At 67.6% G+C, this 15,501-nt stretch carries 17 protein-coding genes; all 17 read left to right on the top strand.

Annotated features, from left to right (window positions below):
• Window positions 1-2 precede the first annotated feature (2 nt).
• The 17 genes from iscU (at window position 3) to CHC02_RS00115 (ending at window position 15,300) form a co-directional block, all read left to right on the top strand.
• Entirely contained in the window at window positions 3-389 is a 387-nt protein-coding gene (iscU, locus tag CHC02_RS00195; protein ID WP_074978984.1) for a Fe-S cluster assembly scaffold IscU, read from the top strand.
• Window positions 390-415: 26 nt separating this feature from the next.
• The gene (iscA, locus tag CHC02_RS00190; protein WP_009616165.1) at window positions 416-739 is read left to right on the top strand and encodes an iron-sulfur cluster assembly protein IscA; all 324 of its coding nucleotides are present in this window, start codon (window positions 416-418) and stop codon (window positions 737-739) included.
• 7 nt (window positions 740-746) lie between these two features.
• Window positions 747-1,268 (top strand): co-chaperone HscB, encoded by a 522-nt coding sequence (gene hscB / locus CHC02_RS00185; protein ID WP_089389509.1) that lies wholly within the window; start codon window positions 747-749, stop codon window positions 1,266-1,268.
• A 45-nt stretch (window positions 1,269-1,313) separates the two neighbouring features.
• A complete protein-coding gene (gene hscA / locus CHC02_RS00180; RefSeq protein WP_089389508.1) occupies window positions 1,314-3,173 on the top strand; it encodes a Fe-S protein assembly chaperone HscA in 1,860 nt (619 codons plus the stop codon).
• A gap of 6 nt (window positions 3,174-3,179) precedes the next feature.
• The gene (gene fdx, locus CHC02_RS00175) at window positions 3,180-3,518 is read left to right on the top strand and encodes an ISC system 2Fe-2S type ferredoxin (protein WP_089389507.1); all 339 of its coding nucleotides are present in this window, start codon (window positions 3,180-3,182) and stop codon (window positions 3,516-3,518) included.
• Window positions 3,519-3,531: 13 nt separating this feature from the next.
• Window positions 3,532-3,732, top strand: a complete 201-nt coding sequence (iscX, locus tag CHC02_RS00170) for a Fe-S cluster assembly protein IscX (protein ID WP_089389506.1) — start codon at window positions 3,532-3,534, stop codon at window positions 3,730-3,732.
• A gap of 324 nt (window positions 3,733-4,056) precedes the next feature.
• A complete protein-coding gene (ndk, locus tag CHC02_RS00165; RefSeq protein ID WP_009616170.1) occupies window positions 4,057-4,488 on the top strand; it encodes a nucleoside-diphosphate kinase in 432 nt (143 codons plus the stop codon).
• A 27-nt stretch (window positions 4,489-4,515) separates the two neighbouring features.
• Window positions 4,516-5,658 carry a dual-specificity RNA methyltransferase RlmN gene (rlmN, locus tag CHC02_RS00160; RefSeq protein WP_089389833.1) on the top strand — a complete coding sequence of 381 codons (1,143 nt, stop codon included), beginning with the start codon at window positions 4,516-4,518 and terminating at the stop codon, window positions 5,656-5,658.
• A gap of 18 nt (window positions 5,659-5,676) precedes the next feature.
• Window positions 5,677-6,432, top strand: coding sequence for a type IV pilus biogenesis/stability protein PilW (pilW, locus tag CHC02_RS00155; RefSeq protein ID WP_089389505.1), 756 nt, complete (start codon window positions 5,677-5,679; stop codon window positions 6,430-6,432).
• Complete coding sequence (locus CHC02_RS00150; protein ID WP_089389504.1) at window positions 6,429-7,463, top strand: helix-turn-helix domain-containing protein; 1,035 nt, start codon at window positions 6,429-6,431, stop codon at window positions 7,461-7,463. The genes pilW and CHC02_RS00150 overlap by 4 nt, the downstream gene beginning before the upstream one ends.
• A gap of 2 nt (window positions 7,464-7,465) precedes the next feature.
• Entirely contained in the window at window positions 7,466-8,578 is a 1,113-nt protein-coding gene (ispG, locus tag CHC02_RS00145) for a flavodoxin-dependent (E)-4-hydroxy-3-methylbut-2-enyl-diphosphate synthase (protein ID WP_089389503.1), read from the top strand.
• Window positions 8,579-8,596: 18 nt separating this feature from the next.
• A complete protein-coding gene (hisS, locus tag CHC02_RS00140) occupies window positions 8,597-9,886 on the top strand; it encodes a histidine--tRNA ligase (RefSeq protein ID WP_089389502.1) in 1,290 nt (429 codons plus the stop codon).
• A 26-nt stretch (window positions 9,887-9,912) separates the two neighbouring features.
• Window positions 9,913-10,557, top strand: coding sequence for a YfgM family protein (locus CHC02_RS00135; RefSeq protein ID WP_089389501.1), 645 nt, complete (start codon window positions 9,913-9,915; stop codon window positions 10,555-10,557).
• A 1-nt stretch (window position 10,558) separates the two neighbouring features.
• On the top strand, window positions 10,559-11,701 hold the full coding sequence (bamB, locus tag CHC02_RS00130) for an outer membrane protein assembly factor BamB (protein WP_089389500.1): 1,143 nt from the start codon (window positions 10,559-10,561) through the stop codon (window positions 11,699-11,701).
• Window positions 11,702-11,787: 86 nt separating this feature from the next.
• On the top strand, window positions 11,788-13,275 hold the full coding sequence (gene der / locus CHC02_RS00125; RefSeq protein ID WP_089389499.1) for a ribosome biogenesis GTPase Der: 1,488 nt from the start codon (window positions 11,788-11,790) through the stop codon (window positions 13,273-13,275).
• Window positions 13,276-13,354: 79 nt separating this feature from the next.
• Window positions 13,355-14,503: a pyridoxal phosphate-dependent aminotransferase gene (locus CHC02_RS00120; protein WP_089389498.1), complete on the top strand. Its 1,149-nt coding sequence runs from the start codon at window positions 13,355-13,357 to the stop codon at window positions 14,501-14,503.
• The gene (locus tag CHC02_RS00115) at window positions 14,491-15,300 is read left to right on the top strand and encodes an amidohydrolase (RefSeq protein ID WP_089389497.1); all 810 of its coding nucleotides are present in this window, start codon (window positions 14,491-14,493) and stop codon (window positions 15,298-15,300) included. The genes CHC02_RS00120 and CHC02_RS00115 overlap by 13 nt, the downstream gene beginning before the upstream one ends.
• Window positions 15,301-15,501: the final 201 nt, after the last annotated feature.

The following is a 15,501-nucleotide window of genomic DNA, read 5'->3' as shown; positions in this document are numbered from 1 at the left end:
CCATGGCATACAGTGACAAGGTCATCGACCACTACGAAAACCCCCGTAACGTCGGCAAGCTCGACGCCGAGGATCCCGATGTCGGCACCGGCATGGTCGGCGCGCCGGCCTGCGGCGACGTGATGCGCCTGCAGATCAAGGTCAACGAGCAGGGCGTGATCGAAGACGCCAAGTTCAAGACCTACGGCTGCGGTTCGGCCATCGCCTCCAGCTCCCTCGCCACCGAGTGGATGAAGGGCAAGACCCTGGACGAGGCCGAGGCCATCAAGAACACCACCATCGCCGAAGAGCTGGCCCTGCCGCCGGTGAAGATCCACTGCTCGGTGCTCGCCGAGGACGCCATCAAGGCGGCCGTGCGCGACTACAAGCAGAAGAAGGGTCTGCTCTAACCGCTTCCGTTGAGTAAGGAGTTCCCATGGCCATCAGCATGACCGAAGCCGCCGCCAAGCATGTCCAGCGCTCCCTCGAGGGGCGCGGCAAGGGCGAGGGCATTCGTCTTGGCGTGCGCACCACCGGGTGTTCCGGCCTGGCCTACGTGCTCGAGTTCGTCGATGAGCTGGCGCCCGAGGACCTGGTCTACGAGAGCCACGGCGTGAAGGTCATCATCGACCCGAAGAGCCTGGTCTACCTCGACGGCACCGAGTTGGACTTCACCAAGGAAGGCCTCAACGAGGGCTTCAAGTTCAACAACCCGAACGTTCGTGGCGAGTGCGGCTGCGGCGAAAGCTTCAACGTCTGAGGCCGGCGTGGGTAGTCCCTGTCACTTCGCCCTCTTCGACCTGCAGCCGGCTTTCCGCCTCGACCTGGATGCCCTCGGCCAGCGTTACCGCGAGCTGGCCCGCAGCGTCCACCCGGACCGCTTCGCCGACGCCACCGAGCGCGAGCAGCGCGTGGCGCTGGAGCGCGCCGCCGAGCTCAACGACGCCTACCAGACGCTGAAGAGCGCGCCGCGCCGGGCGCTGTACCTGCTGTCCCTGCGGGGCCAGGCGCTGCCGCTGGAAGCCACGGTGCAGGACCCGGAGTTCCTCCTGCAGCAGATGCAGCTGCGCGAGGAGCTGGAAGACTTGCAGGAAAGCGCCGACCTGGATGGGGTGGCCGCCTTCAAGCGCCGCCTGAAAGAGGCTCAGCAGCAGCTGGAGGACAGCTTCGCCGATTGCTGGGACGACGCCGAGCGCCGCCCGCAAGCCGAGCGCCTGGTGCGCCGCATGCAGTTTCTCGACAAGCTGGCGCAGGAAGTGCGCCAGCTCGAAGAGCGACTCGACGATTAATCCGCGCGGCCCGCGCCGCGCCCGTTACGCCTGATTAGAAGCCGCATGGTCCTATTGCAGATCGCCGAGCCCGGACAAACCCCCCAGCCGCACCAGCGCCGGCTGGCCGTGGGCATCGACCTGGGCACCACCAATTCCCTGGTCGCCGCCGTGCGCAGCGGCGTCGCCGCACCCCTGGCCGATGCCGAGGGGCGCCTGATCCTGCCGTCGGCGGTGCGTTACCTGGCCGACCGCGTCGAGGTCGGCGAGTCGGTCAAGCGGGGCGCCTCCGCCGATCCGCTGAACTCCATCATCTCGGTCAAGCGCCTGATGGGCCGTGGCCTGGAAGACGTTAAGCAGCTCGGTGGCCAGTTGCCCTACCGCTTCACCCAGGGCGAATCGCACATGCCCTTCATCGAGACCGTGCAGGGCCCGAAGAGCCCGGTCGAGGTCTCCGCGGAAATCCTCCGCAGCCTGCGCCAGCGCGCCGAAGCCACCCTGGGCGGCGAGCTGGTCGGCGCGGTGATCACGGTGCCGGCGTATTTCGACGACGCCCAGCGCCAGGCCACCAAGGACGCCGCGCGCCTGGCCGGCCTGCACGTGCTGCGCCTGCTCAACGAGCCCACCGCCGCGGCGGTCGCCTATGGCCTGGACAAGAACGCCGAAGGCGTGGTGGCCATCTATGACCTGGGTGGCGGCACCTTCGACATTTCCATCCTGCGCCTGACCCGTGGCGTCTTCGAGGTCCTGGCCACCGGCGGCGACAGCGCCCTGGGCGGCGACGACTTCGACCATGCCATCGCCGGCTGGATCATCCAGCAGGCCGGCGCCTCCGACGACCTCGACCCGGGCAGCCAGCGCCAGTTGCTGCAGGCCGCCTGCGCGGCGAAGGAAGCCCTGACCCTCAATGAAAGCGTCGAGGTCGCCTATGGCGACTGGCGCGGCAAGCTGGACCGCAGCCAACTGGACGCCCTGATCGAACCCTTCGTCGCCCGCAGCCTCAAGGCCTGCCGTCGCGCCGTGCGCGATTCCGGCATCGAGCTGGAAGACATTGGCGCCGTGGTCATGGTCGGCGGCTCCACCCGCGTGCCGCGCGTGCGCCAGGCGGTGGGCGAGCTGTTCGGCCGCGAACCGCTGGTGGACATCGACCCCGACCAGGTGGTGGCCATCGGCGCCGCCATCCAGGCCGATGCCCTGGCCGGCAACAAGCGCGGCGAAGAGCTGCTGCTGCTGGACGTCATCCCGCTGTCCCTGGGCCTCGAGACCATGGGCGGGCTGATGGAGAAGGTGATCCCGCGCAACACCACCATCCCGGTGGCTCGCGCCCAGGAATTCACCACCTACAAGGATGGCCAGACGGCCATGATGATCCACGTGCTGCAGGGCGAGCGCGAACTGGTCAAGGACTGCCGCTCCCTGGCGCGCTTCGAGCTGCGCGGCATCCCGCCGATGGTGGCCGGCGCGGCGAAGATCCGCGTCAGCTTCCAGGTGGACGCCGACGGCCTGCTGGCGGTGTCCGCCCGCGAGATGAGCTCCGGCGTCGAGGCCAGCATCCAGGTCAAGCCGTCCTACGGCCTGACCGACGGCGAGATCGCCCGCATGCTGCAGGACTCCTTCCAGTACGCCGGCGACGACATGAACGCCCGCGCCCTGCGCGAGCAGCAGGTCGAGGCGCAGCGCCTGCTCGAAGCCGTGCGTTCGGCGCTGGATGCCGACGGCGAACGCCTGCTGGACGCCGACGAGCGGCTGGCCATCGAGGCCGGCATGGATACCCTGCGCGAACTGGCCGCCGGTACCGATACCGCCGCCATCGAGCAACAGATCAAGCGTCTGTCCCAGGTGACCGACGCCTTCGCCGCGCGACGGATGGACGCTTCCGTCAAGGCCGCCCTGGCCGGTCGCCGGCTCAACGAAATCGAGGAATAAGCGAAGATGCCGCAGATCGTATTTCTGCCCCACCCCGAGCATTGCCCGGAGGGCGCGGTGGTCGAGGCCCAGCCCGGCGAGACCATCCTCAAGGCTGCGCTGCGTAACGGCATCGATATCGAGCACGCCTGCGAGATGTCCTGCGCCTGCACCACCTGCCACGTGATCGTGCGCGAGGGCTTCGGCTCCATGGAGCCGTCCGACGAGCTGGAAGACGACATGCTGGACAAGGCCTGGGGCCTGGAGCCGGATTCGCGCCTGTCCTGCCAGGCGGTGGTGGCGGACGAGGACCTGGTGGTGGAAATTCCGAAATACACCATCAACCAGGTTTCCGAAGGCCATTGAGGGGAGTGCGCGCATGAGCCTGAAATGGACCGATGTGCTGGAAATCGCCATCCAGCTGGCCGATAGCCACCCCGACGTGGATCCGCGCTACGTCAACTTCGTCGACCTGCACAACTGGGTGGTCAGCCTGCCGGAGTTTTCCGACGACCCGTCGCGCGGCGGCGAGAAGGTCCTGGAAGCCATCCAGGGCGCCTGGATAGAAGAAGCGGACTGAAAGCGGCGGCAGGCGACAGGCGAAGAGCAAGCTCGCTCCTACAGGGCTTTCGCTCTTGCCTGCAGCCTGTAGCCTGCCGCTTGCAACCGCCCTTATGCTTTTCCCCGAACCCGCGTATAATTCGCGGGTTTTATCTTTAGGTGATCGGCCAGGTTCCCCCGCGGTACCTGCCGATGCCCGCCGGAGCGCCGCGTGCGTGCCGGCTCCGCGCGTGCCAGCCCCGTGGCTGCAGCCGTCGCGCGGCACACCCTGAATCACAGGAGCTCCTGGGTCCGCCCAGGGGCTTCTCAGCATTACCAACCTTGCTTTTCGGAGTTATCCCAAATGGCCCTGCAACGTACCTTCTCCATCATCAAGCCCGACGCCGTCGCCAAGAACGTCATCGGCGAAATCCTGACCCGCTTCGAGAAGGCCGGTCTGCGCGTCGTCGCTTCCAAGATGGTCCAGCTGTCCGAGCGCGAAGCCGGTGGCTTCTACGCCGAGCACAAAGAGCGTCCCTTCTTCAAGGACCTGGTCGCCTTCATGACCTCCGGCCCGGTCGTCCTGCAGGTTCTGGAAGGCGAAGACGCCATCGCCAAGAACCGTGAGCTGATGGGCGCCACCGATCCGAAGAAAGCCGACGCCGGCACCATCCGCGCCGATTTCGCCGTTTCCATCGACGAAAACGCCGTCCACGGTTCCGACTCGGAAGCTTCCGCTGCCCGCGAAATCGCCTACTTCTTCTCCAGCACCGAGGTGTGCGAGCGCATTCGCTGATCCAGGCGAATGGGCGAGGGTGAATCCATGACTGATACCGCTGCAAAGGCCAACCTGCTGGGCATGACCAAGCCCCAGCTCGAGGAATTCTTCGAGTCCATCGGTGAAAAGCGCTTCCGCGCCGGCCAGGTGATGCAATGGATTCACCACTTTGGCGCCGAGGATTTCGACGCCATGACCAATGTCGGCAAGGCCTTGCGCGAAAAGCTCAAGGCCTGTGCCGAGATCCGCGGCCCCGAAGTGGTCAGCCAGGACATCTCCAGCGACGGCACCCGCAAGTGGGTGGTGCGCGTGGCGTCCGGCAGCTGCGTCGAGACCGTGTACATCCCGCAGAACGGCCGCGGCACCCTGTGCGTGTCGTCCCAGGCCGGCTGCGCCCTGGACTGCAGCTTCTGCTCCACCGGCAAGCAGGGCTTCAACAGCGACCTGACCTCCGCCGAGATCATCGGCCAGGTGTGGCTCGCCAACAAATCCTTCGGCACCGTGCCCGGCAAGATCGACCGCGCCATCACCAACGTGGTGATGATGGGCATGGGCGAGCCGCTGCTGAACTTCGACAACGTCGTCACCGCCATGAGCATCATGATGGAGGACTTCGGCTACGGTATCTCCAAGCGCAAGGTGACCCTGTCCACCTCCGGCGTGGTGCCGATGATCGACAAGCTCGGCGAAGTCACCGACGTGTCCCTGGCGCTGTCGCTGCACGCGCCCAACGACGAGCTGCGCAACCAACTGGTGCCGATCAACAAGAAGTACCCCCTGGCGGTGCTGCTGGATGCCTGCCAGCGCTACATCGGCCGCCTGGGCAAGGAACGCGTGCTGACCGTCGAGTACACCCTGCTCAAGGATGTCAACGACCAGCCCGAGCACGCCGAGCAGATGATCGCATTGCTCAAGGAAATTCCTTGCAAGATCAACCTGATTCCGTTTAATCCGTTCCCCCATTCCGGCTACGAGCGGCCGAGCAACAACTCGATCCGCCGTTTCCAGGACATGCTGCACAAGGGCGGCTTCAACGTCACCGTACGCACCACCCGCGGCGACGACATCGACGCCGCCTGCGGCCAACTGGTCGGCCAGGTGATGGACCGTACCCGCCGCAGCGAACGCTACATCGCCGTGCGCCAGCTGTCGGCCGACGCCGAGAAGGCGCCCGCCAATCGAAACTGATCTCGAGGGAGGATTCCGATGACCTTGCGCGCCGCGCTGTTCGTATTCCTGGCCAGCCTGCTGGCGGGTTGCGTGACGTCTGGGAAGCAGGACCCCCTCCGCACCGCCAAGGGCCGTGAAGAGGCCCGCGACGCCTACATCCAGCTGGCCATCGGCTACCTGCAGAACGGCAATACCGAGCAGGCCAAGGTGCCGCTGCGCCAGGCCCTGGAGCTGGACTCCTCGAGCGCCGACGCCCACGCCGCGCTGGCCCTGGTCTACCAGCAGGAGATGGAGCCCAAGCTCTCCGAGCAGGAATACCGCAAGGCGCTGTCCTCGCGTTCGGATGCGCGCATCTGGAACAACTACGGCAGCTTCCTGTACGAGCAGAAGCGCTACGACGAGGCCGTCGACGCCTTCCAGAAGGCCGCCGACGACCCCCTCTACCCGGAGCGCTCGCGGGTCTTCGAGAACCTCGGCCTGGCCAGCCTCAAGCTGAAGCAGCGCGAGCAGGCCAAGCAGTACTTCGAGAAGGCCCTGCGCCTGAACCGCCGGCAGCCCAGCGCCTTGCTGGAAATGTCGCAGCTGTCCTACGACGACCGCCAGTACGTGCCGGCGCGCGACTACTACAACGAATACCTGAAGCAGGGACAGCAGAACGCCAAGAGCCTGCTGCTGGGCGTGCGGCTGGCGCGGGTCTTTGACGACAAGGACACCGCCGCCAGCTACGGCCTGCAGCTCAAGCGCCTGTATCCCGCATCCCCCGAATACCAGGCATACCAGGCAGAGAAATGATGAAGACGTCGCAGCCAGAAGTCGCCAGCGCGACCCGCGCCAATCCGGGTGAGGCCTTGCGCCAGGCGCGCGAGAGCCGGGGCTGGTCGACCTCGCAGGTGGCCGGTCAACTGAACCTCACCGAGAATTCCCTGCGCCAGCTGGAGCTGGGCAACTTCGACAAGCTGCCGGGCCACACCTTCGCCCGCGGCTACGTGCGCGCCTATGCCAAGCTGCTGGGCATGGACCAGGCGCAGATGGTCAGCGCCTTCGACCAGTACACCGGCACCGATGCCACCGGCAGCAACGTGCAGAGCCTCGGCCGGGTGGCCGAGCCGATGCGCCTGTCGCGCAACCTGCTGCGCCTGTTCAGCCTGCTGCTGCTGGCGATCCTGGTGGGCTTCGGCTACTTCTGGTGGCAGGAGCGCGCCGGGCGCAACCTCGCCGAGAACAGTGGCCTGAACCTGGAGCACGTCGAGGTCGAGAGCGCCGACGGCACCACCGAAGTGCACAGCCTCGACGAGCCCGAGGACCAGGCCGTCGCCGAGGACAAGGCCGCCGCGCCGGGCGAGCCGGCCGGCGATACCGCCGCCGCCGAGCCCGAGCAGGCCGCCGAGGCCCCGGCCAACCCGGCCGAGACCGCGCCCCAGGTGGCCGCTCCTGCAGCGCCGACTGCTCCGGCCGCGCCGGCCGCCGACACCGCCGCCGTGCCCGCTACTCCGGCCGCTCCGGTTGCCCCGGCGGTTCCGGCCGCGCCCGCTGCCGAACCTGCTGCTCCGGCTGCCGCTCCGGTGGTGGCTGCGGCCGGCCAGGGCGTGGTCAAGGTGCAGTTCATCGCCGACTGCTGGACCCAGGTCACCGACGCCGACGGCAAGGTCCTGGTCAGCGCGCTCAAGCGCAAGGGCGACTCCATGGAAGTCGCCGCCAAGGTTCCCCTGGAGCTGCGCCTGGGCTTCGCCCGCGGCGCCCAGGTCAGCTACAACGGCCAGCCGGTCGACGTTTCGCCCTATTCCCGCGGCGAGACGGCACGCATGAAGTTGGGTGGTAACTAAAGATGCATTGCGCTTCCCCGATCAAACGCCGCCAGTCCCGCAAGATCTGGGTCGGCTCGGTGCCGGTGGGCGGTGACGCGCCCATCGCCGTGCAGAGCATGACCAACACCGATACGCTGGACGTGGCCGCCACCGTCGCGCAGATCCGCCGTCTGGAAGACGCCGGCGCGGACATCGTGCGCGTCTCGGTGCCGGACATGGACGCGGCGGAGGCCTTCGGCAAGATCAAGCAGCAGGTCCGCGTACCGCTGGTGGCCGATATCCACTTCGACTACAAGATCGCCCTGCGCGTGGCGGAGCTTGGCGTCGACTGCCTGCGCATCAACCCGGGCAACATCGGCCGCGAGGACCGCGTCAAGGCGGTGGTGGACGCGGCCCGCGACAAGAACATCCCGATCCGCATCGGCGTCAACGCCGGTTCCCTGGAGAAGGACCTGCAGAAGAAATACGGCGAGCCGACTCCCGAGGCCCTGCTGGAATCGGCCATGCGCCACGTCGAGCATCTCCAGCGCCTGGACTTCCAGAACTTCAAGGTCAGCGTGAAGGCCTCCGACGTGTTCATGGCCGTGGCCGCCTACCGCCTGCTGGCCAGGGAAATCGAGCAGCCGCTGCACCTGGGCATCACCGAGGCCGGCGGCCTGCGTTCGGGCACCGTGAAGTCCGCGGTGGGCCTGGGCATGCTGCTGGCCGAGGGCATCGGCGACACCATCCGCATCTCCCTGGCCGCCGACCCGGTGGAGGAGATCAAGGTCGGGTTCGACATCCTCAAGTCCCTGCACCTGCGTTCGCGCGGCATCAACTTCATCGCCTGCCCGAGCTGCTCGCGGCAGAACTTCGACGTGGTCAAGACCATGAACGAGCTCGAAGGCCGCCTGGAGGACCTGCTGGTGCCCATGGACGTGGCCGTGATCGGCTGCGTGGTCAACGGCCCGGGCGAAGCCAAGGAGGCCCACATCGGCCTCACCGGCGGCACGCCGAACAACCTCGTCTACATCGACGGCAAGCCGGCGCAGAAGCTGCAGAACGAAAACCTGGTGGATGAGCTGGAACGGCTGATCCGCGAAAAAGCGGCCGCCAAGGCCGAAGCCGACGCCGCCCTGATCGTGCGCGGCTGACCGCAACAAGGACAACATGTGAGCAAGTCCCTGCAAGCCATTCGTGGCATGAACGACATCCTGCCGGAACAGACCCCGGTATGGCGCTACCTGGAAAACACCTTCGCCGGCCTGCTGGAAGAATACGGCTACAGCGAGATCCGCCTGCCGATCATGGAGTTCACCGAACTCTTCGCCCGCGGCATCGGCGAAGGCACCGACGTGGTCGACAAGGAGATGTACACCTTCCTCGACCGCAACGAGGAGTCGCTGACGCTGCGCCCCGAAGGCACCGCGGGCACCGTGCGGGCCATGCTCGAACATGGCCTGACCGGCGGCGGCCAGGTGCAGAAGCTCTGGTACGCCGGGCCCATGTTCCGCTACGAGAAGCCGCAGAAGGGCCGCTACCGCCAGTTCCACCAGATCGGCGTGGAAGTCTTCAACCTGCCGGGGCCGGACATCGACGCCGAGCTGATCATCCTCACCTGGCGCCTGTGGCAGAAGCTGGGCATGGCCGACGCCGTGACCCTGCAGCTCAACACCCTGGGCTCCAGCGAGGCCCGCGCGCGCTACCGCGAGGCGCTGGTGGCCTACCTGCAGGAGCGCTTCGAGCAACTCGACGAGGACAGCCAGCGGCGCATGACCACCAACCCGCTGCGCATCCTCGACAGCAAGGTGGAAAGCACCCAGGCCCTGCTGGTCGGCGCGCCGACCCTGCACGACTACCTGGACGAAGAGTCGATCGCCCACTTCGAGGGCCTGAAGGCCCGCCTGGACGCGGTCGGCCTGCGCTACGAGATCAACCAGAAGCTGGTGCGCGGCCTGGACTACTACTGCCGCACCGCCTTCGAATGGGTCACCGACAGGCTCGGCGCCCAGGGCACCGTCTGCGGCGGGGGCCGCTACGACGGCCTGGTCAGCCAGTTTGGCGGCAAGCCGACGCCGGGCGTGGGCTTCGCCATGGGCGTGGAACGCCTGGTGCTGCTGCTGGAGACCCTGGGCGTGGTGCCCGCCGAGCTGAAGCGCCCGGCCGACGTCTACGTCTGCGCCTTCGGCGAGCCGGCCGAGCTGGCCGCCCTGGCCCTGGCGGAGAAGCTGCGCAGTGCCGTCCCCGGCATCCGCCTGCTGCTCAACGCCGGCGCCGGCAGCTTCAAGAGCCAGTTCAAGAAGGCCGACAAGAGCGGCGCCCAGTTCGCGCTGATCCTGGGTGACGACGAACTGGCCGCGCGCGTGGTAGGTTTCAAGCCCCTGCGTGGCGAGGGTGAGCAACAGAACATAGCCTGGGAGGCTCTGCCCGAGCACCTGGCAGCCTGCATCCAGCGGGCCTGAGAATCGAGCGGATTAGGAGTATTGGGGTGACCACGCGTACCGAAGAAGAACAACTGGCGGATCTCAAGGACTGGTGGCAGCGCAACGGCATGCCCCTGCTCACCGGTGCCGCGCTGGCGCTGGTGGTGGTGTTCGGCTGGCAGGCCTGGAAGAAGTACCAGGCCAACCAGGCGCAGAACGCCTCCATCCTCTACCAGCAACTGGTCGAAGCCTCGCTGACGCCCTCCGGCCAGCCGGACACCGCGCGCGTCGCCGAGCTGGCCAACAAGCTCACCAGCGAATACGGCGGTACCCACTACGCCCAGTACGGCCGCCTGTTCGTCGCCAAGGTGGCGGTGGACGCCGGCAAGCTGGACGATGCCGCCGGTGAACTGAAGGCGGTGGTCGACAAGCCGGTGGACGCCACCCTCGGCGAGCTGGCCCGCCAGCGCCTGGCCCGTGTCCTGGCCGCCCAGGGCAAGGCCGAGGAAGGCCTGAAGCTGCTGGAAGGCGACGCCGACAAGGCCTACGTCTCCAGCCGCGAGGAACTCAAGGGCGACCTGCTGGTGCAGCTCAAGCGCACCGACGACGCCCGCAGCGCCTACGAGAAGGCCAAGGCCGCACTGCCTGAGGAGGCCGCCGCCGGCGCCCTGCAGGTGAAGCTCGACGACCTGGCCAAGGGAGGTGCCTGAGATGCTGCGCTGGAAACATGCGGCGCTGCTGGCGCTGACCCTGCTCGCGGTCGGTTGCAGCAGCAACAGCAAGAAGGAACTGCCGCCGGCGGAACTCACCGACTTCAAGGAAGAGGTGCGCCTGGACAAGCAGTGGAGCCGCTCGGTCGGTGACGGCCAGGGCGACCTCTACGAACTGCTGCAGCCGGCCGTGGACGGCTCCAGCATCTATGCCGCTTCCGCCGAAGGCCGCGTCATGGCCATGCAGCGCGAGAACGGCGATGTGATCTGGAAGCAGGACCTCGACCTGCCGGTCTCCGGCGGTGTCGGCGTCGGTGGCGGCCTGGTGCTGGTCGGCACCCTGAAGGGCGACGTCATCGCCCTGAACGCCGCCAACGGCGAGCAGAAGTGGCGTACCCGGGTGCCCAGCGAAGTGCTGGCGGCGCCGGTCACCGACGGCGACGTGGTGATCGTGCAGACCCAGGACGACAAGCTGATCGCCCTCGACGCCAGCACCGGCAACCAGCGCTGGGTGTACGAGAACACCGTGCCCGTGCTGACCCTGCGCGGCACCGGCGCGCCCATCATCGCCGGGCGCATGGCCATCGCCGGCCTCGCCAGCGGCAAGGTGGTGGCGGTGGACGTGCAGCGTGGCCTGCCGATCTGGGAAACCCGCGTCGCCGTGCCCCAGGGCCGTTCCGAACTGGACCGCGTGGTGGACATCGATGGCGGCCTGACCCTGGTCGACAACGTGATCTACGTGGCCAGCTACCAGGGCCGCGCCGCCGCCCTCGACCTGGCCAGCGGCCGGGTGATCTGGCAGCGCGAGGCCTCCAGCTACGCCGGCGTCGCCGAAGGCATCGGCAGCGTCTACGTCAGTGATGCCAGCGGCACCGTGGAAGCCCTGGACGGGCGCAGCTCGTCCTCGCTGTGGAGCAACGACGCCCTGGCGCGCCGCCAGCTGTCGGCCCCGGCGGTGTTCTCCAGCAACGTGGTGGTGGGCGACCTGGAAGGCTACATTCACCTGCTGAGCCAGGTGGACGGCCGCTTCGTCGGCCGCGAGAAGGTCGACGGCGACGGCGTGCGCGTGCGCCCGCTGGTGGTCGACCGGTGGATGTACGTGTACGGCAACAGCGGCAAGCTGGTCGCCTACACCATTCGCTAAGCTATGTTCTACCTGCCGGCCGCTGTTGGATGACGACAGCGGCCGGCGTGTTTTTTACGAATTCCTGAAATTTCCTGGAGAGCCGCATGGTTCCCGTAATCGCCCTGGTGGGCCGCCCCAACGTCGGCAAGTCCACCCTGTTCAACCGCCTGACCAAGACGCGCGACGCCATCGTCGCCGAGTACGCCGGCCTGACCCGCGACCGCCAGTACGGCGAGGCCAAGTGGCAGGGCAAGAAATTCATCGTCATCGATACCGGCGGTATCACCGGTGACGAGGAAGGCATCGACGCCAAGATGGCCGAGCAGTCGATGCAGGCGATCGAGGAAGCCGATGCGGTGCTGTTCATGGTCGACGCCCGCGCGGGCCTGACCGCGGCCGACGAAATGATCGCCGAACACCTGCGCAAGCGGAACAAGCGCTGCTACCTGGTGGCCAACAAGATCGACACCGTCGACCCGGACATCGCCCGCGCCGAGTTCAGCCCGCTGGGCCTGGGCGACGCCCTGACCATCGCCGCCGCCCACGGCCGTGGCATTACCCACATGCTGCAGACGGCCCTGGGCGAGATGTTCCAGCCCGAGCCCGAGGCGCCGGAAGACAACGACCTGCCGGACGAGCTGGAAGAGGTCGCCGAGGGCGAGGAAGCCAAGCGCATCCCCGGCCCGAGCGAGAAGGACGGCATCAAGATCGCCATCATCGGCCGCCCCAACGTCGGCAAGTCGACCCTGGTCAACCGCATGCTCGGCGAGGAGCGGGTGATCGTCTACGACCAGGCCGGCACCACCCGCGACAGCATCTACATCCCCTTCGAGCGCAACGAAGAGAAGTACACCCTGATCGACACCGCCGGCGTGCGCCGCCGCGGCAAGATCTTCGAGGCGGTGGAGAAGTTCTCGGTGGTGAAGACCCTGCAGGCCATCCAGGACGCCAACGTGGTGATCTTCGTGATGGACGCCCGCGAAGGCGTGGTCGAGCACGACCTCAACCTGCTCGGCTTCGTGCTGGAGACCGGCCGTGCGCTGGTCATCGCGCTGAACAAGTGGGACGGCATGGAGTCCGCCGAGCGCGACTACGTGAAGACCGAGCTGGAGCGCCGCCTGCTGTTCGTCGACTTCGCCGACATCCACTTCATCTCGGCGCTGCACGGCACCGGCGTCGGCCACCTGTACAAGTCGGTGCAGGAGTCGTTCCGCTCCGCCGTGACCCGCTGGCCGACCAGCAAGCTGACGCAGATCCTCGAGGACGCGGTGCAGACGCACCAGCCGCCGATGGTCAACGGCCGCCGCATCAAGCTGCGCTACGCCCACCTGGGGGGCGCCAACCCGCCGCTGATCGTGGTCCACGGCAACCAGACCGAGGCGGTGCCCAAGGCCTATACCCGCTACCTGGAGAAGACCTACAGGCGCGTGCTCAAGCTGGTCGGCACGCCGATCCGCATCGAGTACAAGGGCGGCGACAACCCCTTCGAGGGCAAGAAGACCCAGCTCACCGAGCGCCAGGTCAACAAGAAGCGCCGGCTGATGTCGCACCACAAGAAGGCCGAGAAGAAGAAGAAGGACAAAAAACGCTAGCGGCAGGCTTCAGGCCGCGGGCTGCAGGCTATAAGCTTGGTTGCACCTCCCCGCAGCCTGAAGCCTGTCGCCTGTAGCCATGATCACCAGCAAACTGCCCAACGTCGGCACCACCATCTTCACCCGCATGTCGCAGCTCGCCGCCGAATGCGGCGCGCTCAACCTGTCCCAGGGGTTCCCCGACTTCGACGGCCCCGTCGCCCTGCGTGAGGCCGTGGCCCGCCACGTCATGGCCGGGCACAACCAGTACTGCCCGATGACCGGCCTGCCGGCGCTGCGCGAGGAGGTGGCGGCCAAGGTCGCGGCCTTCTACGGGCGCAACGTCAGCGCCGACGCCGAGGTGACCATCACCCCCGGCGCCACCGAGGCGATCTTCTGCGCCGTGCAGGCGCTGATCCGCCCGGGCGACGAGGCCATCGTCCTCGATCCCTGCTACGACAGCTACGAACCCTCGGTGGAGCTGGCCGGCGGCCGCTGCGTCCACGTCGCCCTGAGCCTGCCGGACTTCCGCATCGACTGGCAGCGCCTGGCCGACGCCATCACCCCGCGTACCCGCCTGATTTTCCTCAACAGCCCGCACAACCCCAGTGGCGCGCTGATCGACCGCGCCGACCTGGACCGCCTGGCGGCGCTGATCCGCGAGCGCGAGATCTACGTCATCAGCGACGAGGTCTACGAGCACCTGATCTACGACGGCGTGCAGCACGCCAGCGTGCTGGCCCACGACGAACTCTACGCCCGCGCCTTCGTGGTCAGCTCCTTCGGCAAGACCTACCACGTCACCGGCTGGAAGACCGGCTACGTGGTGGCGCCGCCGGCGCTGTCGGCGGAAATGCGCAAGATCCACCAGTACGTGAACTTCTGCGGCGTCACCCCGCTGCAGTGGGCGCTGGCCGACTTCATGGCCGCGCACCCGGAGCACCTGCGCGAGCTGCCGGGCTTCTACCAGGCCAAGCGCGACCTGTTCTGCGACCTGCTGGGGCGCTCGCGCTTCAGCTTCCAGCGCGCCGCCGGTACCTACTTCCAGGTGGTCGACTACTCGGCGATCCGCCCGGACCTCGACGACGTCGCCATGGCCGAGTGGCTGACCCGCGAGCACGGCGTGGCGGCCATCCCGGTGTCGGTGTTCTACCAGCAGGCCCCGGCGGACATGCGCCTGGTGCGCTTCTGCTTCGCCAAGAAAGAGGAGACGCTGCGCCAGGCGGCGGACAAGCTATGCGCGATCTGAGCCAACTACCCGACCTCAAGCTGGCCCTGGTGCAGACCACCCTGGCCTGGCACGACGCGCCGGCCAACCGCGCGCACTTCGACGCGCTGCTGGAGCAGGCCCGCGGCGCCGACATCGTCATCCTCCCGGAGATGTTCACCACCGGCTTCTCCATGGACTCCGAGGCCCTGGCCGAGGCGGAGGAGGGCGAGACCTACGCCTGGCTGCGCCACCAGGCCGCGCGCCTGGACGCGGTGGTGACCGGCAGCGTCATCATCCGCACCGCCGACGGCAGCCATCGCAACCGCCTGCTCTGGGCTCGCCCGGACGGCGAAATCCTCCACTACGACAAGCGCCACCTGTTCCGCATGGCCGGCGAGCACAAGCACTACACCCCGGGCGAGCGCCAGGTGCTACTGGAATGGAAGGGCTGGCGGGTGCGTCCGCTGGTCTGCTACGACCTGCGCTTCCCGGCCTGGAGCCGCGATGCCCAGGACACCGACCTGCTGCTCTACACCGCCAACTGGCCGGCCGCCCGGCGCCTGCACTGGAACCGCCTGCTGCCGGCCCGGGCCATCGAGAACCTGTGCTACGTGGCGGCGGTGAACCGCGTCGGCGAGGACGGCAAGGGCCACGCCTATGCCGGCGACAGCCAGGTGCTGGACTTCCAGGGCGAAGCGCTGCTGGAAGCGGCCAACGGCGACGGCGTGTTCCACGCCAGCCTCTCTGCCCAGGCGCTGGCCGCCTACCGCGAGCGCTTCCCGGCCTACCTCGACGCCGACCGCTTCGTCATCGAGCCCTGGATGGGACGCCTGTAGGCGCGGGCAGCGCAGGGCGAATATATCCGCAGCCGACCAGAGCGCCCTGGGACCAACGGCGGATAACGCCGTAGGCGTTATGCGCCCTACGGGCGGAATGGCGCAGGGGTAGGGCGAATAACCGTTCGCGGTTATCCGCCGCCGGCCGGAACACCGGTGCCGGGGACGACGGCGGATAACGCCGTAGGCGTTATGCGCCCT

The organism is Pseudomonas delhiensis, from assembly GCF_900187975.1.
GTDB classification, from domain to species: domain Bacteria; phylum Pseudomonadota; class Gammaproteobacteria; order Pseudomonadales; family Pseudomonadaceae; genus Pseudomonas; species Pseudomonas delhiensis.
This window is presented reverse-complemented; position numbering and strand designations above follow the sequence as displayed.

Coding starts and splice junctions, on each gene's coding strand:
- iscU (WP_074978984.1), top strand. CDS start 3: ATGGCATACAGTGACAAGGTCATCGACCACTACGAAAACCCCCGTAAC.
- iscA (WP_009616165.1), top strand. CDS start 416: ATGGCCATCAGCATGACCGAAGCCGCCGCCAAGCATGTCCAGCGCTCC.
- hscA (WP_089389508.1), top strand. CDS start 1,314: ATGGTCCTATTGCAGATCGCCGAGCCCGGACAAACCCCCCAGCCGCAC.
- fdx (WP_089389507.1), top strand. CDS start 3,180: ATGCCGCAGATCGTATTTCTGCCCCACCCCGAGCATTGCCCGGAGGGC.
- iscX (WP_089389506.1), top strand. CDS start 3,532: ATGAGCCTGAAATGGACCGATGTGCTGGAAATCGCCATCCAGCTGGCC.
- ndk (WP_009616170.1), top strand. CDS start 4,057: ATGGCCCTGCAACGTACCTTCTCCATCATCAAGCCCGACGCCGTCGCC.
- rlmN (WP_089389833.1), top strand. CDS start 4,516: ATGACTGATACCGCTGCAAAGGCCAACCTGCTGGGCATGACCAAGCCC.
- pilW (WP_089389505.1), top strand. CDS start 5,677: ATGACCTTGCGCGCCGCGCTGTTCGTATTCCTGGCCAGCCTGCTGGCG.
- CHC02_RS00150 (WP_089389504.1), top strand. CDS start 6,429: ATGATGAAGACGTCGCAGCCAGAAGTCGCCAGCGCGACCCGCGCCAAT.
- ispG (WP_089389503.1), top strand. CDS start 7,466: ATGCATTGCGCTTCCCCGATCAAACGCCGCCAGTCCCGCAAGATCTGG.
- bamB (WP_089389500.1), top strand. CDS start 10,559: ATGCTGCGCTGGAAACATGCGGCGCTGCTGGCGCTGACCCTGCTCGCG.
- der (WP_089389499.1), top strand. CDS start 11,788: ATGGTTCCCGTAATCGCCCTGGTGGGCCGCCCCAACGTCGGCAAGTCC.
- CHC02_RS00120 (WP_089389498.1), top strand. CDS start 13,355: ATGATCACCAGCAAACTGCCCAACGTCGGCACCACCATCTTCACCCGC.
- CHC02_RS00115 (WP_089389497.1), top strand. CDS start 14,491: ATGCGCGATCTGAGCCAACTACCCGACCTCAAGCTGGCCCTGGTGCAG.